This window comes from Sedimentibacter acidaminivorans, assembly GCF_017873955.1.
In the GTDB taxonomy this organism is placed as follows: domain Bacteria; phylum Bacillota; class Clostridia; order Tissierellales; family Sedimentibacteraceae; genus Sedimentibacter; species Sedimentibacter acidaminivorans.
Genome location: NZ_JAGGKS010000001.1, coordinates 279,212 through 301,887 on the forward strand (window position 1 = coordinate 279,212; position 22,676 = coordinate 301,887).

Below are 22,676 nucleotides of genomic sequence, written 5' to 3' on the forward strand. Positions count from 1 at the left end.
TCCTTTATTTAAATATTACTTTTCTAAGATTTCACAAACAAAAACGAATATGTTGCACAAATCAATGCTAACAATGTCAATATCATATAATTAAACCCATAACTAAACCAGTTTATAAAATACCCTGATATAACTGGTCCTACAAACATTCCTATTCCATATATCGACTGAAAAAAGCCCATTGCAATTGTCTTTTTGCCCTTTTCTGTCTCACTTACAATATAACTCATGAGCAATGATATTGCAATACCATATCCACATCCTCCTATAGCATGTACAAGGTAAGAAAAGATTGGGTTTGAAGATGACATTACAGTAAACATTGTCATTATTCCAATCAATGTAAATCCAATAGAAATTCTTTTGCCAAAACCATATTTTGCCCCTAGCTGTACCCCACTAATTTTAGAACCACCAATTTTAGTAATCAAAAAAAATGTTGAAACTAAACCTAATTGAAAGCTAGTCATACCCCCTAGCTTATTGACTGCAGGCGAATATCCAAACATGCTAGAGAAAATAATTGCTTGCATAAAAATTGCTAGAACAGAAGGAATTAAAACGTTTTTGTTTAATCCTATATTAATAACTTCTTTTGTAGATACATCACTTTTTATATAATTTGGATTTTCATAAACAAAAAAACTAATTATAAAAGCTAGTCCTGCAGTTATAAATGCAACTATAAATGTTGATGCATATCCATATGATTGTGAAATTACCCCACCAAAGAACACTCCAAGTAAATTTCCAAAGGAATTGCATGCCAAGATATTTCCCATTGAACTAGCTGACTGATCTTCCTTAAAATATTCAGTATATAAAACCGTAAAGGAAACCCATGTACCTGCTGCTACGCCACCTAATCCTCTAAAAACTAAAACCAAAATTGGATTTTTGAACAAATACAATCCCAGTCCACTAAGGAAAAGTAAAGCGCAACCAATTATTACAAAATTCTTCTTTTTTCCGGTTCTGTCACAAATTACTCCTATTGGTATTCTAACAAGCATTTGAGTAAATCCATAACTACCTATTATCATTCCAATTAATTGAACTCCTGCGCCTATATCTTGAGAATATGGAGTCAATATTGGAACATAAACATATAACGATATCCAAAATAATATTACTGTAATATTCATTATTATATTTCTGAATTTATACATCTAGCACACCTCTATGTTTTTCGTCTGGTGAAATTAATTTCGTCTTTATTTCATTTAATGAAATTTTAGCAGTTTAGAGCAATTTTGTCAAGATTTTTTCAGATTCGTATAAATTATATTTTTGTATATCTAAATCAAAATTAGATACAATACTATCGAAACTAATTACTGATTTTATAAGGAGATGCCATGTTTATTCCAAGAAGAATATTGTTTGAAAAAAATACTCTAAACTATGAAATAGGGAAAAATATCTATAACTACTTTAAGGATGACAAAAGTATAGAGATAATTGAGCTGAGCAACAGTAGGATAAAAGAAAATATACCTGGAGAAAATTTGTTTGATTTTTATAGGGAGGGGAAAAAAACTCTTGTAGTTGGTATTAAAAAGGGAATGAAATTCCAGTCATGCAAACCATCCGCACACTATCAGCTTCCACTGTTATCAGGCTGTACTGGGCAATGTCAATACTGCTATCTAAATACAAATCTAAGTGATAAGCCTTACATGAGGGTTAATGTAAATATAGATGACATACTAATGCAAGCACAAAAATATATTGACGAGAGACTACCTGATCAAACAATATTCGAAGGTTCTGCCACCTCTGACCCAGTTCCAGTTGAACCATATTCCAATTCTTTAAAGAAAACAATTCAGTTTTTCAGTAAAAGCGAAAATGGTAGGTTTAGGTTTGTATCAAAGTATACAGACATTGAAACATTACTCGAAATCGAGCATAAGGGCAATACCGAAATAAGATTTACATTAAATACGGACAAAGTCATAAAAGATTATGAGAATAAAACTCCATCTCTCAACAAAAGAATAGAAGCATGCCAAAAAATAACAAAAGCTAAGTATCCACTGGGTTTTATCATAGCACCTATTTTTATGTATGACGGCTGGAAGAACGACTATAAAAAGTTGCTAATAGAAATAAAAACTAACCTCCCAGATGAGATTTCACACCCACTATCATTTGAGGTTATATCACACAGATATACTACTAGAGCTAAGAACACCATTTTAGAGGTTTTTCCAACAACAGAATTACCAATGAACGACGAGGAGCGAGTATACAAATATGGACAATTCGGATATGGAAAATTTGTCTATCCAAAGGAAGAAATAACCGAAATTAAAAACTTTTTTAACAAAGAAATAAATTCTTTGTTTGATAATAAAATTGTAAAATATATAATTTAACTAATTTAACCAAAACAGTTGTATATAATTACTTATTTTCAAGTATTTATATTATTATGAATATAATTCACAGTAAGTTTTATATTGCCTTCGTTTCAAAGAGTTCCCATTGATTCTTAATTATTATTGCTTTAAAATTACTCTATAGCCAAATCTCTTATAAAGAGTACCGGGGCCTCTACCCTAACCCGACAACTAACCCGGAAGGCATAAGGAGGATTAAAAGATGAAATTCAAAGGTTTGAAATCGATTTTATTGACTACAGGACTAACGCTTGGAATATCTTTATCATTTTCTAGCAATGCCTATGCAGCGACTTATACTGCTGTAAGTGGTGATTCTTTATATAAGATAAGCCAATTGTTTAACACAACTGTAGCAAGTTTAGTAGTAAATAACAATCTACTAAGCACATCAATAAATATTGGACAGGTATTGGATGTTACTAATTTAAACTATACTGTCAAAAAAGGTGATACTTTATATCTCATTGCTAAACAACATAATGTATCATTGGATGAATTAAGACGTGCAAATAATATATACACAAATTACATAGATATAGGTCAAAATTTAAGCATACCTATAAAGTCAACGTCAATACCATCTGATACTGTCAATACTAATTTAGATGCTACATACTCATCCGAAGATTTGGACTTGCTTGCAAGATTAATAACTGCTGAAGCACAAGGTGAATCCTATGATGCAAAAATTGCTGTAGGAGCTGTAGTTATGAACAGAGTGAAAAGCGATTCTTTTCCTAACTCAATTAACGATGTTATTTATCAGGTTATAAATGGTTATTATCAATTTACCCCTGTATTAAACGGATGGATTAATAAACCTGCACAAGATGAATGCATCAAAGCAGCGAAAGAAGTTTTAAATGGAACTGACCCTACAAATGGTGCTTTGTTCTTTTTCGAAAGCTCCATAACTAATACATGGCTCTTATCTCGACCAGTCTCTATGACAGTGGACAATATGACATTTTCATATTAACAAAAAAAGGACAAGGTATATTAAACCTTGTCCTTTTTTAATTCTTATCAATTTCTGTTAATCTATCAATCCAGCTGATGTCAATAATCTATTTGTAATTGCTGATATCTCTGCTCTTGTAATATGGTCAAATGGAACTAACGTTGTTTCTGTTTTTCCAACTATTATGCGATTGTTAACATTCCACGCGGCAGCTTCTTTCGCATAGTCTGATACATCTTCATAATCAACATAATTTTTCATTTCTGTAACATATTCTGAATTTTCTAAACCTGCTATCATGCCTGCTCTATATATCATGGTCATGGCATCTTGCCTTGTAACTAATCCTTCTGGATTAAATGTCGTTTCACTTGTTCCGTTAATGATACCATAGCTGTATGCTGTTCCAATATATCCAGCATACTTTGTTCCGCTTTCAACATCAGCAAACTGATTGACCTGTTCAGGCTTTAATCCCAATGCTTTTACTAAAACCCCTGCCAACTCTGCTCTTGTAATAGCCTCATCAGGTGAAAATGTGCCATCTTCTTTTCCCGATACTACTAATCTGCTTGCCATCTTCTCTATATCTGCTTTAGCCCAATAGTTATCTGCTACATCGGAGAAAGAAGCTTCATTGTTAATGAGAGTGTATGTAGAATTAGTAAGAGAATTGATTGTCGCATAATACTTGCCATCTACTTTAGTAACGTAGGTTGGTATATGTCTTACACTACCATCTGAATCTGTTACGATTGCCGTAGTTATTTTACTAGCATCCACATTTGAAGGAATAGCAATTGTTCTAGTTACAAAACTATTAAAATGTTCGACTTCATATGTCTTTCCTTTATAACTTGCTTCTATCTTAAAGTTCACAGGTGGTACAACAATTGACAATTCATTATTTACTGCTGAGTTTTCAACTATTTTTAGCATATCAATATTTGCTTTCGATATTTCAACTGTAAATGGTATGTCTTGAGGAGATACATCCTCACCAATCAATTTTAAAATATTATTAACATCGATCATATCTGTTGGCAACTCATAACTAGCGTCATCTGTTTTTACTTCCAATATGACAGCTTTCTTTTGCATATCCGCAATAGACTGTACACTTAATTTTGTTTTAACCACATCTACGTTTTCTACCACAGGAATTGAGATTTTTTGACCGTTTTCCATTTTGTCTACTTGTGTTTTGATAGAACTTTCATTTACAGAAACCACTGTTTCTTTTTTACCATCGCTATTGTATTTTGTTTCTTTTGTCCCAGCACTAAAACTTTTATTATCTGCTTCGCCATTTACCGTATTGCTGTTCTTTGAAGTGTTACTTGAACTTGAACTCGAATTGTTTGAACTTGAATTTCTCGTAAAAATCACTGTCAAAACATCACTGTCTATAGCACCTGCAGTTGTTGCTATCGCTTTTAATGTTGTTGTTTCACTAATTGTAATAGGTGTTATATAAATATCTTTATCACTTGTTGGCACGCTTCCATCTAATGTATAGTAAATGGCTGCGCCAGTTGTAGAACTTGCAAGTGTAACTTGTACAGTACCTCTAAAATTACCTCCACTAGGGTTGGCTGTAGGCATATCTACCTGCTTAGTCACTGGATTTTCTTCACTTTTTATTCGTACAATATTAATGATATAATTCTTTGTTGTTAAATCTTCAGCTGTTACCGTTATTGTAAAGGTATTAGAACCAACTATAAGATTTTGTATACCAATATCTCCTGTTACATTAGCATTACTGTCGTTTGATGTAGCACTTATCACTAAACTTGATTCAGTTGTACTTTCTAAGTTATAAATCATTGTTTTAGAATCAAAACTTTGTATAGTTACATTATCAACTGTTAAATTTGACAGTGTATTGTCGCTACTTGCATTGCTGAATGTCTCTACAGGCCATCCGCACCATGAACCATTATTCCATCCATCAGTTGCTTTATATGCTTCAAGGGCATCTATTGGTATTAAAATTTTTGACGATTCTTCACATTGATATTGACCAAAGGTTCCTGAATACGGTTGTTCAGAATCAAAAATAACAGTAGGAGGAACACTTCCTAATATCATTTCTATTGGTTTTTTGCAGTTCCAAAAAATTCCATCTTCAAATTCTTTAACATTTGTTAAATTAACGTTTGTTAATTCATCACACATACAAAACGTCTGATATTTTACTACTTCAAGCTTTGGCAAATCTACATTTTTCAGATTGATACAATGAACAAATGAAGCGATACCCACTGTTTCTGTGTTAGGTAAGCTAATTTCCGTTAAAGCTTGACATTCGTTAAATGAATTACCGCCAAAACTTTTAGCATTTGGCAATATAACATTATTAAGTTTATAATCATTTCGGAAAGAAGCAACACCAAAAGTTACAGCTTGCGGTAAGTTAGCTTCTTCAAGTAAATAACAATATGCAAATGCATAATCTCCAAAGCTTAAAGATTCAGTTGTATCTAAATCCATAGTTACACTTTTCAATTTTTTCAAATCCTCAAATGCATTATTTGGAAGTGTATCATCTGTAAAGCTAGCTTCATCAGTTATACTTAGTGTTTCAATTTGTGTTAAATTACTAGTAAGCCATAAAACATCATCATCTGTTAGTATTCCTTCAATTATGTTTAATGCTATTACACAAGCATTAGATTTTCCATCCAATATCGTTTCTACTTTATCTTGCAGTGTATCACCTACAGAATTTTCATCAATAGTTAATTCTACACCAGCTTCTGAAAACTCTGCTGTTACAGTAATATCACCTGTTACATTTTCGTCAGTTCTTGAAGCTGTTGTAACACCGTCGCTCCACTGTGAAAAAGTGTATCCATCGTCTGGTACCGCCGTTACCTCAGTTCCGCTTGATCTAGGCTCAATGGTTTGTGAAGTTTCACCTGTTATACTACCCCCAGTACCTGCAGTGTAATCAATTTGAGGATTACGTACAACAATCTCAAAGTCATTTGTTATTGTATCATCATCACTCAAACCATATGTCAAATGATAAGTGCCTAACGGTATATCTTTACTTAATTTAAAACCTTTATCAGTAGGCGGTTCTGTAAGGTAATCTCCAAAGTCAGCACCGCAAATCCCATATTCGTCATCACTTAAATTACCTTCACCATCATAAACAGCTACCGTAGGAAAATCAACATAGAAATAGTCATCTGTGCCACCTTTTACTAGGTCTACAGATTCTGGAGTTAATGCAATTTCAGGTGGTATGGGTATCGCAAAATTTATATTAAATGTAACAGGTACTGCAGAATCATCCGCTAGAGACACTGTTACCGTATATGTTCCATTCGGTATACTACTATCTAAACCTATCCAGCGATCAGAACTACTTATTCTAGCACCATAATCAGTTAATTCCTTGCAAGTATATTTAACAGTTTTCCCTGTGACAATTTCCCCGTTTTCACGAACAGTTGCCTTAGGTAAACTTGCTGACAAGCTATCAATATTTATGTCATCAATTGAATCGATGGTAAAGATTGAAAATTCAGCAGTAATATCAATGCCATCAGTTGCATACGCATCAGTTCTTGAAGCTGTTAAAACCCCATCACTCCACTGTGAAAAAACATATCCAGAGTCAGGTACTGCCGTTACCTCTGTACCTGTTCCGTCAGGTAATAATATTTGTGTAGTTTCACCTGTTATACTTCCTCCTGTGCCTGCTGTATACATAAGCGGTGCAACAAGTGGCTTGTCGAAGATTATATAGTAAGGTTTAGTTGGATAAATACTTTCCCCCTCTATAGTTATATAATACTTCGTTCCTTTGTCAACAGATATAGTAGCTTCGCAGGAATTGTCTCTTACATCATCATTATAATATACGGGGTTATTATCATCACAAATAGTAACACTAAAACCAAATTCTACAGAATCTGGTCTAATTGTAATCTTATAATCTCCTGATTCCGCAGGAAAAAACATGTAATGTCCTACTCCAGTACCACCTATAATACCAGTATAATCCGGACCCATATCCATCATCATAGTCGTCAAATATGTTTTTGAATATTGTTTTTTTATTAATGTAGGAGATGTATAAGTACCTTCACTAATAATATCCGGAGCAGTACCTGCATAGCAGTAGTTACTCATAGAACCAATGGACCCAAAACATAAGACAATTGCTAAAATAATTAATATAACTTTTTTCAAAATAGATCACTCCTTTAAAATAATTTTTATAGTTTAAAACATTTTTTCATTACAACTTATATTAAAAATCACCCCATTTTTCAGAACGTTTTTACATATTTCTACAAATTATCTGTTTATTCTACATAACTTGTTTTATAGTACTGTTTCACAATGAATAAATTCTGAATGAATTCTGAATACAAAAAAATAGCAGATAAATTATCTGCTATTTTTTTATATGTAATTTACTATAATAATTATTTTTCCGCTGTAAGTTTATAAAATAAATCTTTCATTTCTTTCTTAGGTTCAACTCCCAGTTCATCTTTTAATGTTTTACAATATACTTCATACTGGTTTATCAACGCCATTCTATCACCCATTTTTTCATATGCAATCATTAACATTTCATGAGCATTTTCCGATAATGGATCTTTTTTTAGTATCATAGTCAAATATTTCACTGCAAGTCTATATTCTTTTACTTTAACATATATTTTTGATAATCTTTCTAATGCTGACTGATATAGATTTTCTAAACGATTCTTTTCATCCACAATCCAATCATTATAAAATCCATCTAAATACTCTCCCTTGTATAAAAGAATAGCTTTTTTTAAACATTCAATCGAAGTCTCCATTTCCTCTGTCATAGAAATATCAATAAGATTTTCAAATTCATTCACATCACTACTTATATTGTTAGTTACTAAACAATACCCTTTATTTTTGTACATCAGACCATTTTCAATTCCATATATTTTCATTGCATTTCTTATTTGATAAATATACGTGTACAGCCACTTTGAAGTTTGCTTTGGATCCATATCAGGCCATATATCTTCCAGAATTCTCTCTTTACTTATTATTTTATTAGAATTACTAATTAAATAAGCAAATAATTCCATTGCTTTGGTAGTTTTCCACTTTATCGGTTTTGTCCCACCTTCTCCATAAACTTCAAAATTTCCAAAGCAGCATACATGAAACAGCTCTTTTTCTTTTACTTCTCCATTTGAATTCACTGATGTGATTTCTTTATTAACAAAATTTTGTTCTTCACCCTTAACTTTTGCAAACAGTTCCTCGCCTCGATGCTTAATACTACCTTCGTTATTTTCTATAAGCTTAACAAGCATTTCTTTAGATTTACTTCCCAGCCTTAGAATGACCTTTTCTAAAAATTCCTCTTCTATTTCCAATTCTATTCCAAGTTTAATAATTGGAAAGGCTATTTGTTCATAGGATAAAAAAATTTGCAAATAATTTCCTTCTTTTGCTAAAGAGAAACAGCGAATAGCATAATTCTTAGCTTTTTCTCTATTGCCTATTTTTGAATTTAAATTTGATAAAGCCCAATTGCACTGACAAATCAGATTCTTTGCCCCAACTTTTTCAGAAACTTCTAATGCATGTTCTAAAAGCTTTAAAACCCCATCAGTTCCTCTATCCTCTATATATGCATAGCATCCTACAAACTCACATATAGCTAAATTAAAATCGGAATTTTTTTCTGCATATTTAATAGCTTTTTCAATTAGTTCTTTACCTTTATCTCGTTTTCCATTATCCATCAATATTTTTCCGTACACTGCTAGGTGCCAGGTCCACTGAAAATCTCTTCTGCCCAGCTTTTTATACATTTCATCTGCATATTGAAAGTGTTTTTCTGCCGTTTCTTTATCTCCTAAATCATTGCAAATTAATGCCAACTGATGATATGCCCGAGGTAAATCATCAATTAAACCAAGTCTCTCTTTAGTACTAATTTCTTCTTGGATTAGTTTAAGAGCCTTGTCCAACTCACCCCAATCTCTATATATGCTTGAAAGAGTTGTTCTTTGCGAATATCTCTCCTCTTCAAATTCTGAAATCGAATCGTATTCAGAAAAATATTGTTCTCTCGATGCATTATAGTATTCTATAGCTTTAAAATATTCCCCCAGTGCGTAATAGGTAGCACCTATATGCTCTAAAAAATAAGCAATTAATTTGTGTTCCTCATCACGTTTTGCAAATTCAATTCCTACTTCTAAAGTTTCAACCGCATCATTTAATTTTCCACTCCATAATAGTGTATTTACTTTTTCCAATACAACTTCATACCATTTTGTAATATGAAAAGTGTTAGCGCTAGAAAGAATTTCGTTTAACACTTCTAAACTTTCATTGATAAGTCCTGCTCTTCGTAGAACAACCGCTTTTTGAAAACATCCATTTAGTAAATTTTCCTTATCATTATGGAGAACAAATAACTTCAAAGCCTCGTCTATTTGTATAAGCGATTTATCCAACATCCCCTTATGATTATAGATAACACCTTTAAGTAGCATAACGTGTGGAGATTTTTGAATAAAGTCCTTAGGAATCTTTTGCAACCAGCGACTTATGGTCTGCCAATTACCTAATTTAATCATCTTTATACCTGATTTTTCAATAATTGAAACAGCTTTTTCATAAATGTCCGCAAGTATGTAACTTTCTACAGCTTGCTCATAATATTCTTTATCCGCAAAGTATCCTCCTGCTTTCTCTAAAAGCATTTTCTTTCTATCACCTAAATGTTTCTCTAAGAAACCTTTAAACAAATGATGATATCTGTAAGATACTTCTTCTCCTTCAAATTTAGTCAGAAAAATATTTTGCTTTATTATTTTTTCCAGCAAATCATTACTATCTTCTCTTTCAGTTAATATATTGCAAATATCCGGTGTTATAAAATCTAATACAGATGTATCGATCAAAAACATTTGTAATTCTATAGGTAATTTTTGAAACACTTCTTCTGCAAAATAGTTATAAATCTCTTCACGATTTTTCCATTGTATAAGTGTATTTTTTTTACTATTTTCCAAACTTAAATCTGTAGATTTAATTAACGATAAAGCAACTGCCCAACCATCCGTTTCCAATTGAAATTTTTCAATTATATCATCTGTATAATTACTTTCTTTTTGAGAATTAAAAAGTGTAATAATCTCTTCTTTACTAAATCTCAAGTGACTATATGTAATTTCATTAACTAGTCCATGGGCCTTTAGCCGAGCAACATTTAATGGCAATGCATATCTACTTGAAACTATAAGATGTACACCTTCAGGGAGACATTGAATAATTTCTTCAATAAATTTATGAATTAGTTTTTCATTAATGACATGATAATCATCCATGATAAATGTAAGCCCTTCTTTTGCTCTTGCTTGTAACTCATTGACAAGCAATGCAACAATTAATCGTACTTGTTGTGAAATATCTTCATTTTTTTCAATAAAATCTAAAGTTTGCATCCCAAAACGGGGGATTTTTTTTGAAATTCCAGCTATAAGGTATTTAATAAATAAAGTAAAGTCATTATCAAATTCATCTAATTGATACCACACAACTGGATTATTTCTTGTAGATGCGAATTGTGAAATCAATACCGTTTTACCATATCCAGTAGGAGCTGATACTATAGTCAATTTCTTATATTCAATACCAATAAAGTTTTCAATTAATCTTTTACGCCAAATAGTTTCCATTCCAATTCTAGGTGGATTCATTTTTGAATAAAGTATTTTATCTATAGATTGCACTTGATTAATCTCCTTAATTATGTAAAATTTTTAATGTAATATCGACCGCCACCATTTTTTCGATACATACAGGGCTTGGTCAGTGCACGAATATAGGCATATGTACTGTAATTGTGATAAGCTATACATTTTGACAAATTATTTTCCTTTATTTTATCAGCATAACCGACAAATTTCCAGTAAAACTTATTTTTATCTACTGATGATTAGCTATATATTTTTGTATGTTGCTAGAAAACATAAAAAAAGGAACCAAAATTTATACAATCTTGATACCTTTGATTTTACATTTTATCTTATTACTTATTACAGCTAATATTACATTTCAATCTCAAAATAAACAGCCGATGCATCGTCACTTTTTTTAAATCTAGGATATTTTATACCTTCCTTATCTAGATTTTCTATATTTCTAAGATTTTCGTATAGCAATGGGATACCCTTCTCTTCAACTTGCAAAATAAAATTTTCTTTTTCAATTACATGATATTTATCAACTAACGCTGAAAATCCGTCACTTGCCATCAATATCTTCATAGGCTCACTTATTTCTAAAATACCTTGCGAGGCTTTATTGACTGCTCTTATATCAAAACCTAAAATCCAATATCCTTTTTCTGTATTAAGCAGCATTCGGTGATTTCTAATCATTGGAAGAACAAAACTTTTTGCTTCCCATGCTGAAATATTATGCTCCAAAATTGTTTGATTTATTGCATCATAAACTTTTTGATCTAAAACAGATACTTTTTTATCTGTTATTTCTTCCATACTATCTTTTTTTTGTATTAAAATAGGAGAGTCTCCTAAGGAAAAATACTCTATACCATTATCATGCCATTTTAAAACTGCAATTGAGCTTGAAGGATAATCAAGCTTACTGCATGGCTTGCCATTTACAGCTTTATGAAAGTCTATTTTCACTTGAAGTATTCCATTTGTAATGATTTCACAAAGCGGAATATCATTTTTCAAATTGTTCGATAAATATAAATCCCACCATTTCGTATACCATCTTGCATCACTTTTTTCACCGGTTAATTTAGCACCACTAAGTCCAGTGGCTCCATCTAATAACCAAGCGCCATACTCATTGATACCCGCCACATCTTCGTTAGCAAAATCACCAGCTTCACATAAAATCTGTTTATTTATAATTTTCATATCCGTCGCTATTTATAGCTACCTCCTACAATATTTCTTTATCTAATTTTAAAATCAATGTCATAGCTAAAAAACAAATAAGTATAGTCAATACTCCATATGACATAGAAAGACCAATATCATACTCTTGCATTGCGTTTACCATTGCAATTGAAATTGTACGATTATATACTCCATAAAGCAAAGCAGACATGGTATACTCCCCTATAGTTTTTATAAATACCAAAGCACTTCCTGAAATAATAGCAGGAGATATAATAGGTGCTGTAATTCTTTTGAAAGTGTAAAGTGGACCAGCACCAAGGCTTCTTGATGCATGCTCTAAAGAAGTATTAAAACTCTCAAATGCAATAATATTCGTCCTCATAAAAAGAGGAAGTGATGTAATAATATATGCTATTGGAAGAATCCAATAAGTTCCAATAAGAATATGATTTAAAATAAAGATGTTTTTTACATTAAATGCATTAATCAGGTTGATTGCGATAGTGCTTACAGGCATTGCAAGCGGCAACATGATAAGAAGTTCTGCAATTCTATTTATTTTGTTTTTCCTTTTTGTTGTTAAATATGCTGTTGGAATCGAGATACACAGCCCAACTACAACTGTTATGATGGACATATTAATACTGTTTAGAAATGGTTTAAACACTCTTCTTTTTGAAAATAATTTTTTGTAATTTAATAAACCAAACTCTTTAGGGAAAATATCCATCATCATGGAACTTGATTTTACAAAAGAAAGCAAAAATATAGCTATTATTGGAACTATAATCAAAATAATCGTGGCTCCAATAATAATATTGACTATCCATCTAAGCAAAGGCATCTCAATTTTCTGTTTTGATATTGGAACTACCCTTATCATCGACTCCTGTGCACACTTACTTTCATAATATCTTATAAGATACATAACAGAAATACCCATAATCATTAAAATAACAACTTGCATAGAAGCAATATTCATGTAGTTATTTGCTTTTGCAATCATAATCTGTGTGCTTAAAACTCGATACCTACCACCTATGAGATTTGGAGCAGAAAATGAGCTAATTCCAGAAATAAAAGTTATAATAGCAGATGATAATAGGGCAGGTAAAACTTCAGGAAATAAAATAGATGTGAATATTTTCCACCTGGATGCACCAAGTCCTCTTGCAGCATCTATAGTTGAATAGTCAACATATTTCAACGCAATATAGACATTAAGGTAAAAGTAAACATACTGAGTATAAGTATGTACAAACATGATTCCTCCAAGCCCGTTAAAATGAAACGGAATATTTTTCAATCCTAATATTAGTTGTATAGATTTTGTCACTAATCCGCTCTCACCATAAAGCTGGATAAATGCTATTACTATAATTACCCCTGGTACCATCATGGGACTCAAAAGAATCATATGAATAAACTTCTGATTTTTCACCTTTATAAAACTCATATAAAAGGCAAGAGTTGTACCTACGATTCCACATAATATAATAGTAAGGACCCCTAAAAACAAAGTATTTTTAATTACATTCAGATTGTTTTCCAGTGAAAAATAATCCACATAATTTTGTATATCTACCCCTGACTCTGTATGAAAGCTTAATCCAATGGTGTTTAGCATTGGAACGACAATAACTCCTATTAAAACCCAAAACAAAACAAAGTAGCAGCATATTTTTAAAATAGCACTAAAAGAATTTTTTTTCATCCCACATTCTTCCTCCTATTTTAATTCTTTGGAAAAGACAGATATACAATACAATTAGGCTGTTTCTTTTCAAGATTTTCTCCAGTATTAAGTTCTAAAACTTTAACTAATTTATTAAAAACTATAAGGTCATATTCTATTGTACTTCCATTAAATATTGTATTTCTTATTTCACCTTGGATTGAAAAAATATCTGATTTTTTAACATTCATTTTAATCATTTCGGGTCTTATAAATATTTCTTCTCTTCCTGATATGTTTTGATTGATTCCAAATGTATTTATTTCACTCTGCGTAAATACATTGGATTCACCTATAAAATTTGCTAGAAACTGATTGGTTGGACGCATATAGATTTCTCTTGGAGTACCAATCTGCAAACACTCACCATTCCTTAAAACTGCTACTGTATCTGAAATTGAAAGTGCTTCTTTTTGATCATGTGTAATAAATAACGTTGTAATTTTTAGCTTCTGTTGAAGAATATGTATTTCTTCTCTTGTTTTATCACGAAGGGCTGCATCCAAATTGGACATTGGCTCATCTAATAATAGTACTTTAGGTTCAATTGCAAGTGAGCGTGCAAGAGCAACTCTTTGCTGTTGTCCTCCAGAAAGTTCTGGAATTTTTCTTTTTCTATACTCATACATGCTTACAAGATCTAAATATTCTTTAGCTTTTTCATCCATTAATTTTCGAGATAACTTTTTTAATTTCAGACCATATAAAACATTTTCTTCAACGCTCATGTGGGGAAACAGTGCATAGTTTTGAAATACTGTCCCGATATTTCTTTTTTCTGGTGGAAGGTCTGTAATATCCTGCTCTCCAAGAAAAATTCTTCCATTTGTTGGCTTTAGAAACCCTGCTATAATCTTAAGTATAGTTGTTTTTCCACATCCTGAAGGCCCTAACAACGTATAAAGCTCACCATCACGAATTTCTAGATTTATATTTTTTAAAACCAGATTGTCACCAAACTTATGCTCAATATCTTTAAGTATAACTTTCACAACTATTTTTCACCTCAATTTAATGTTTTAATATTGTTAATATAAAAAAGAAAGGCTGTCTAAAAGAGTAAAGTAAAATAATTATCTTAAAAATGATAATACACTTTTAAATTTCTTGTAGATAGCCCTTTGCATTCTATTTATTATTCTTTTTTTAAATCTTTATCTGCATTTCTGATTTCCGAATCCCATTTCTGTAACCATTCGCTTTGTTTTTCAGATAAAACTGACCAATCAACATCCATTGCTTTATACTCTGTCTGCATCCATTCGGGACAATCTTTGAGGGCCGAGTTCAAAGTTGGTATTCTGTTGAACTCATTAGCAAACATTGCTTGTATTTCTGCACTTCCTGCAAATTCAACAAATGCTTTTGCAGCATTTGGATGTGGTGCACTTTTTATTGCAGCAACCCCATCAGTAATAATAACACTTCCACTTTCAGCATCTATTATTTCTAAAGGCATATTATTTTGGGTAATATTATCAATAATAGAACTTTGTGTTGCATAGCTAATTGCAGCTTCTTTCTTTCCAATAGATTGGAACAACATTGTTCCACTATTATAATAATTTTTCATATTTGTATCTAAATTTTTTAAGAAACTCCACGCTTCGTCTATTTTATCATTTCTATATGACTGGAATATTAAACTCATCATTGTAGAACGAATAGAAGAGGATGCTGAATCTCTTGAAACGATAAGTCCTTTATACTCTTCTTTTGCTAAATCAGCCCAATCCTTTGGTGCTTGCTCATTAGTTAACATTTCCTTATTATAAAACATCATTACTGGTGTTTTTATTGTACCGTACCAGTTACCTTCCGAATCCTTGAACATTGAATCTAATTCACCTGCCCACGTAGGAGTCGTAGGCTCAAAAATTCCTTCTTCTGTCATCTCAATAAATAAAGATGAAGCTCCACCAAACATAATATCCGCCTGTGGATTTTCTTTTTCTGCTCTAACACGGTCTGCAAGTTCTCCTTTTAAATTGATAAATTCAACTTCTACTCCTGTTTTTTCAGTAAATGCATCAGATACTGCCTCTAACATTTCCTCTGAATGAGTAGAATAAATTACTAATTTGTCCTCTAATTCTGACGATGCACCTGTTGGTGTTTCAGCTGATGCGTCATCCTTAGGTGTATTGCTATTGCATCCAGCAAGTCCAAAAACCAGAACTAAAGATAGCAATAGTATTAATACTTTTTTCATTTTGTTTCCTCTCTTTCGTAAATCTATTGTAATTTTTTATAATCAACAACATATTAAAGCAAACTGCAAATTCAATATATATTGTTTTTCCAGTAATTTTAACATCATTACTAAATTTTGTACAATAAATTAATTTCATAGTAAATATGGTTCGTATGACAATCTTCTATAAAAGAGTTGCTAAATTTACGCTAAGAGGACCTCTATATAAGAGTTACTATACTGCAAAGGATTGGTGCTATGATGATTGCGGGAAGATAATTTGCTACTTTAATTTTTGTAACCCCTATTATATTTAAACCAAGAGCTACTATCATAATAGAACCTGCACATGTGATTTCTGCTATAGCATATGATTATCCTTTCTTTTTTTTATAATTTTACTATTGATGTTAATAATTGTAAAGTTTTATTTGTAGAAATTGATTGGAAATACCAAGTCACAGTAAATTAACTAAAAACATTAGTCATAAACCCAAAACAGCATCCAAAGTAATACTCAGATGCTGTTTATCATGATTTTTTGATTTTTTGTTAATATTTACTTTTTAATTATATCAAGCTCGACTTCTTAAGAAGCCTCTGAATCATAACGGCTACCTCTGCTCTTGTTATATTATCATTAGAAGCTATCTTGCTGTCCCCTTTACCTGAAGCTATACCTGTTTTTAAACAAGAAGCAATATAGGTTTTAGCATAATCTGCAGTATTAAAGGAATCAGTAAAGCTCTCCAGAATTTTTTCAACTTCATCTGTTTCAAATTCTGCTTTTAATCCAGTTATTTTCATTGCTCTTGCTATCATGGTCATTGCTTGTTCTCTTGTAATTTGAACTGTTGGTGCAAAATTATTCTCATCAATACCAGATATAAGTTTGTATTCATGTGCTGTTTTAATATATCCACTGTACCATTCACTGTCTTTAACATCGATAAACGGGTTATCTCCCATTCCTGGTTTCAATCCCAGTGCTTTAATCATAATAGCTGCAAATTCAGCTCTTGTTATATCTCTGTCCGGTTCAAATTTACCATCTCTCATACCGCTTATTACCATTCTTGACCCCATGTCATTCACTGCATCTTTAGCCCAGTGATTGTCTACATCTTCGAATTCTACAGAGTTGTAGATAACTGAGTAGATGCTGTTGGTCAAGCTATTGATTTTTGCATAATATTTACCGTCTATTTCAACAATCTGTGTAGGTACGTGAGAGAATGTCCCATCTTCATTTAATACTACTCCAGTAGTTATCCTTGAAGGTTCTATTTCTTCTAGTATGGCAATGGTTCTTTCTATGTATCTTTTGAATTTGGATAATTCTATTGCTTTTTCTCCATTTGCACATGTTATTTTAAATTCTATTGGTTTTGCTATAATTTGATAGCTATTATTATTAGCTGTATCTTCTACTATTTTGGCTAAGTCTTCTAGCGGTTCCGCTACGCTTACGTTTATTTTTATATCCTTAAGCTCAATTTGTCTGCCTAATTCATCCGACACATTGTCTATATTTATTTCTGAAGCAGGTAGTGTATATGTTACTCCTTCTGTTTTTATTTCTAGTACTGCTTCTTTTATTTCCATGTTTTTAACTGTCTGTCCGTTTAATTGACAGTCTACAACTTTTGCTTCATTAGTAGGCGATATTGTAACGACTGCATTATTTTCTTCATCTTGTAGTTTTTCTTCTATTTTTTTATTGTCAAGAATAATCGTTGTAACAATTCTGTTTTCTACTCTTGTTGTGCTTTCTGTTGCTGCCATTTCTCTTCTACCGTTAACTAGAACTTCCACTCCATTTTCTTTAGAGTGACTTCCACTTGATGATTTATGTGGAGTTACTTCATTGGAAGCTGATGATTCTATTCCAGATCCCTCTATATTAACAGCTTTTACTGTAAAAGTATAAGTAGTACCATTTGATAATCCCGTTACGGTAATAGGACTATCTGTACCGTTAGCTATTATATTGCCTGGGCTTGAAGTTACTATATATCCTGTTATTTCACTTCTACCATTGTCAGTTGGTGCAGTAAAACTTATTATTGCTTGTCCATTGCTTGCTATCGCTGTTATTTCAGTTGGCGCTATAGAAACTGTTCTTGGTATAGCACTAACTTGAGCAGTATTGGTAACCCTGTGTTCAGAATCCAAAACTTTTACGGTAAATGTATACAAATTTCCGTTGGTCAATCCATTGACATTGTAACCAAATACACTATCAGCTACAGATGTTCCATTTCCTAGGTAGTCATCTCCACTGTATACAGCGTAGGTCACCGCACCTGGAATAACAGACCATCTAAGTTTTATTGTTTGGTCATCTGGCTCTGTTGTGATAATTAATGTACCAGGTTCATCAACAGTGTATTGTTTGGTTAATATACCGCTGTCAATCATTCCTGTTTTTTCCGCTATTGCTTTCACTTTAACAACAGTACCTGGATTTCCTGTAATGGATATTGGACCGTTATATATTTTACTGCTATAAGTTGGTATACTTCCATCCATAGTATAATGAATTGCTGCTCCGCTGGTTGTTGTTGCCAATGTTACATTTGTACCTGAAAGTATTCTATCTTCTGCCGGGTTTACTGTAGGAGTCAACACGGTTCCTGCTGGAACAATATTTCCAGTTGCTGTAAATGTTGATGTAGATAGTTGATAGTTTTTTGCATCATCACCAACAAGTTTGATACCCGTTACATTTACACTTTTACTGTTGCCTATGTTAGCATCTGCAAATACTGCACTTGACGTAGTAACATGTGCATAAACATCATCTCCAGCAGCTTTCCAGCTAATAGTAATACTTTCAATAGTTGCTGCTTTTGAACCATCATATACTTTGTCACTAATCACAATATTGCTAACTTCTACACTCTTTTTTTGTATATTAGCAGTAAGAATAGGTTGTTGCAAATCATAATACAATGCATCGGTGCCATCTAAGGTGTATCCGCTAACCGTCACAATTTTGTTTGTTCCTACATTTTTATCTGAGAACTGACCTACTACATTACTTGCATCCAGCTTTACTTCATCACCAGCGTTAACGTCTCCTTCCAATGTTCCACCAGTAACTTCCGAACTAGTAGCACCGTCATAGACTTTACTTGCTGCACTTGATTCTGTGACTGCCAAATTTTTTTTAGGCTGAATGGTATAACTTAACATAGTTGTAGAACTGTCTTCATACCCCACTTCTACTCCATAAACCTTCAATATTACTTTATCTCCTGGATTACCAGTTATGGTAACTGTCCCTCCGCTATTTATATAGTCGTCATCAATGGTAGGATTCTCTGGTGCTAGTCCCATCGTATAGTAGAGTGCAGCTCCATCATTACCTGCTGTCGTCAGCTTAACACTTGCCCCACTTTTGATTACTGCATTGTCTACAATGTCAGATATAGGTGTCGTGACAATACCAATATTAGCAATATTTCCAGTAGTAATATAATTATCACTAGCAAGTGTATAGTTTGCTTTGTCACTGCCGCCCAATGTCAGACCTGTCACCGATACCTGTTTTTCATTTCCCACCAAAGCATCTTCAAAAGTTGCTACTGCTGGTGTCGTACTATAATCAATAGCTACATCATCCCCGTCCACCTTTCCAGTCAATGTTGCTCCTGTGATTGTGGCTGTTGTATTTCCATCATAAGATTTATTAGCAATTGTTATACTGTCTACTGTTACTGTTCTTGCTTTTATATTTCCAGTAGCAGTTCCTATGGAAGATATACTATAGTTTGCACTGTCTTCTCCTGTAAGTTGAATATTGCTAATCGATGCGGCGGCGCCTGTTGTGACATTAGCATACCCATCATATGTTGCCACTGCCACAGGTACATTTACTGATACGTCATCTGAGTCAACTATACCGATGCTAATTGGAATACTCGTGACTATCGCATCAGTAGTTCCGTCATATATTTTATCTTCAATTACGATAGTGCCCAGAGTCAATGCTTTTTTTATAATATTTGCGGTTAAGGTTGTATTTAGCGTGTAATATTCTGCATCAATACCCTCCAATGAATATCCGCTGACCACCGCAATTTTTTCATTTCCAGCATCTGCTGTAAGAATAGAAGCACTTGGTGTTCCCGAAAGAGTTACTAAATCCGTTCCAATTATCCCATTTAATCCTACACCTGTGAAATCTCCGGTTACATCTGTATTCCCATTATATTCTTTATTGTTCAGTGTAATGCCTGTCAATGTCAATTCTGTTTTAGATTGAACTGTATAGGTCATATCTGCTACTACGCTGTCTGACTTACCTGATACTGCTGCAATAGCTTTAATTTTTAGAACATCTCCATATTTAAGTTCAGGCAATGTAATAGCACCACCGTTTGAAATATGTGTAGATGTTAATATCGTTGGCTCATCTGGTGTTGCATCATTCAGAGCCGTAGTATAGTAAATGGTCGCTCCCGTTTCGGAAGACAAGGTTATTTCTGCATTTTTCTTTATAGTGCCGTTGTTCATAATTACCGACCCTATTGGTAATTCAGCTATGTCTAGCTCCAATACATTGCTTAAATTCCCTGCTTTATCCTTCACACGAATGTAGATACCCTTTGTTCCTGAAGATAAGCTTGTCAGATTAACTGTGTTTTCGCCAATTATACATGCTTTTCCGGTTACGCTTGTATCAATTGTTGGTGGATCCTCTCCATGTTCCACAATTTCATAATAATATGTACCCACCTCATTTGATGTAAATTTTAGAGTTGCATTTGTATTACTTGTTCTACTTATTTCCCCTAATGTAATAGAAGGTTCCGTATTGTCTACTATAAATGAATTCACGCTACCTGCGCTTCGTGTGTTATCATCCGTTTGATACAAATATAATTTGTACGTTCCTTCTTCAAGTAGGTTCGGAAGTACTACCGTTGAACCCGATGCATAAGTTAAATCAGTAAAGGCTACACCATCCTTACTAATTTGGAGCTTTTTATTTACCATATCGCTAATTGAACTTAACTTCAACGTACCACCTTGCTTTATATTTTGACCAGAATATATAATCGGCCCATTTTTCAGAACAGACAAATAAAAAGTACGATTATCGCTTCCAATGACCATTTGTTTTGCACTATTATTAACTGCTGTATCTCGAGTAGCAGTTGTTGCCCATTTATCAAATTGATAGTCTGACAACAAATAGGAAAGATTAATAATAGCTTTAACAATTCCATAATCTCCATCTATACTGCTGATTTCATTATAACCTGTAGAACTGTTTAAAGCACCTTTTACTGTTATTTCAGCACTATTCTTACTCCATACAGTCACGTCATATAGTGTTATTTTACCTGTATCATCAGATGCTGTAGATATTGACTTTATAACTTTTGGTGATTTTGAAATAACCTTTCCATTTGTGTTTACATTTATTATTCCATTTATATTTGAAATTGATGATCCATTATTGTATTCAGATTTAACCGTACCACCTGTGATGTTTATTGTACCACTGTAAACATTTATTGTATTGGCATAGGAGGATAACATTGCATTACCACTGATATTTATTGTACCAACACCAGATTGGAACACTGCCATACATAGAGTGTGAGCTGAATCTGCCCTAACATTCCCGCCTGAAATATTCACTGTTCCTTGACTGTTACTAATTGCATAACTTTGTGATGCTGAAGTTGTTTCGACTGTTCCTCCTGTCATATTGACTACACCTGAAACATTATAAACTCCATAGCCCATTTTAGCAGTTGCTCTAATTGTACCTCCTAAAATATTTAATGTACCTGCTTGATTCCTTACTGCATGTGCACCATTAATATCTGTTGTAAACACTCCATCTTTTATATCAACCGTTCCTCCATTGTTAAATACGCCGTTTGAATATATTGGTACAGTTGTAATAAGCGTATTAGGTCCATCTATTGTCAATTTTGAGTCCGTACTATTTATATATACAGCCTTTGATCTATTGCCAGAAACACTATATCCGCTATTATTTGTAATTTCTATATCATAAAAAGCGACTTGTTCGCCACCATTAACCACTAACAAATATTCATTATCTACGCTGCTTGTAACCTTTCCTGTATATGTGGCAGCTTTAAGATTGTTATTGTTTTCATTATCTTTGGAAACAGTTGGAATAGAAAGTGCAGTTGTACCATCCCCAAATTGAATTACTTTTTCACCTGCTCCATCACTTATAGCCAGCGAAATAGCATTACTAATATTCGGTGCGGTTCCAACCTGTGTACCTCCACTTGTGCCTGTATACACATCGTAACTGGTTCCGTTTGCAATAATTCTATGGGTAACAATAACCTCAGCACTTACATGTGAAGTCATTCCCAAAAGAATCACCATGATTATTATTGTTCCCAATATCTTGCTTACTTTGTTAAAAATATTCTTCATATTTTTCTCCTTTACGTTGATTTTC

At 32.7% G+C, this 22,676-nt stretch carries 11 protein-coding genes; 2 read left to right on the forward strand and 9 right to left on the reverse strand.

All coding sequences use genetic code 11. The features are described from left to right. Positions 1-23: 23 nt before the first annotated feature. Positions 24-1,169: an MFS transporter gene (locus J2Z76_RS01290; protein WP_209510172.1), complete on the reverse strand. Its 1,146-nt coding sequence runs from the start codon at positions 1,167-1,169 to the stop codon at positions 24-26. Positions 1,170-1,358: 189 nt separating this feature from the next. On the opposite strand from J2Z76_RS01290, the gene splB reads away from it, so the two are divergent. Both splB and J2Z76_RS01300 read left to right on the forward strand, forming a co-directional pair. Further along, on the forward strand, positions 1,359-2,381 hold the full coding sequence (gene splB / locus J2Z76_RS01295) for a spore photoproduct lyase (RefSeq protein WP_209510173.1): 1,023 nt from the start codon (positions 1,359-1,361) through the stop codon (positions 2,379-2,381). Between the two features lie 226 nt (positions 2,382-2,607). Further along, positions 2,608-3,387 carry a cell wall hydrolase gene (locus tag J2Z76_RS01300; RefSeq protein WP_209510174.1) on the forward strand — a complete coding sequence of 260 codons (780 nt, stop codon included), beginning with the start codon at positions 2,608-2,610 and terminating at the stop codon, positions 3,385-3,387. A gap of 57 nt (positions 3,388-3,444) precedes the next feature. Here the strand turns inward: J2Z76_RS01300 and J2Z76_RS01305 are convergent, their stop codons facing one another. The 8 genes from J2Z76_RS01305 to J2Z76_RS01340 all read right to left on the reverse strand — a co-directional run bounded on the left by J2Z76_RS01305 (position 3,445) and on the right by J2Z76_RS01340 (position 22,651). Then, a complete protein-coding gene (locus J2Z76_RS01305; protein WP_209510175.1) occupies positions 3,445-7,578 on the reverse strand; it encodes an S-layer homology domain-containing protein in 4,134 nt (1,377 codons plus the stop codon). A gap of 239 nt (positions 7,579-7,817) precedes the next feature. Next, on the reverse strand, positions 7,818-11,135 hold the full coding sequence (locus tag J2Z76_RS16940) for an AfsR/SARP family transcriptional regulator (protein WP_209510176.1): 3,318 nt from the start codon (positions 11,133-11,135) through the stop codon (positions 7,818-7,820). A 318-nt stretch (positions 11,136-11,453) separates the two neighbouring features. Beyond that, entirely contained in the window at positions 11,454-12,299 is an 846-nt protein-coding gene (locus J2Z76_RS01315; protein WP_209510177.1) for a protein phosphatase 2C domain-containing protein, read from the reverse strand. Positions 12,300-12,324: 25 nt separating this feature from the next. Then, positions 12,325-13,998, reverse strand: coding sequence for an ABC transporter permease (locus tag J2Z76_RS01320; protein ID WP_209510178.1), 1,674 nt, complete (start codon positions 13,996-13,998; stop codon positions 12,325-12,327). A gap of 20 nt (positions 13,999-14,018) precedes the next feature. Next, the gene (locus J2Z76_RS01325) at positions 14,019-15,011 is read right to left on the reverse strand and encodes an ABC transporter ATP-binding protein (protein ID WP_209510179.1); all 993 of its coding nucleotides are present in this window, start codon (positions 15,009-15,011) and stop codon (positions 14,019-14,021) included. Positions 15,012-15,154: 143 nt separating this feature from the next. Beyond that, positions 15,155-16,231 carry an extracellular solute-binding protein gene (locus tag J2Z76_RS01330; protein WP_209510180.1) on the reverse strand — a complete coding sequence of 359 codons (1,077 nt, stop codon included), beginning with the start codon at positions 16,229-16,231 and terminating at the stop codon, positions 15,155-15,157. A 203-nt stretch (positions 16,232-16,434) separates the two neighbouring features. Then, complete coding sequence (locus J2Z76_RS01335; protein WP_342455005.1) at positions 16,435-16,578, reverse strand: DUF554 family protein; 144 nt, start codon at positions 16,576-16,578, stop codon at positions 16,435-16,437. 205 nt (positions 16,579-16,783) lie between these two features. Next, positions 16,784-22,651 (reverse strand): YDG domain-containing protein, encoded by a 5,868-nt coding sequence (locus J2Z76_RS01340; RefSeq protein WP_209510182.1) that lies wholly within the window; start codon positions 22,649-22,651, stop codon positions 16,784-16,786. Between the last annotated feature and the right edge of the window lie 25 nt (positions 22,652-22,676).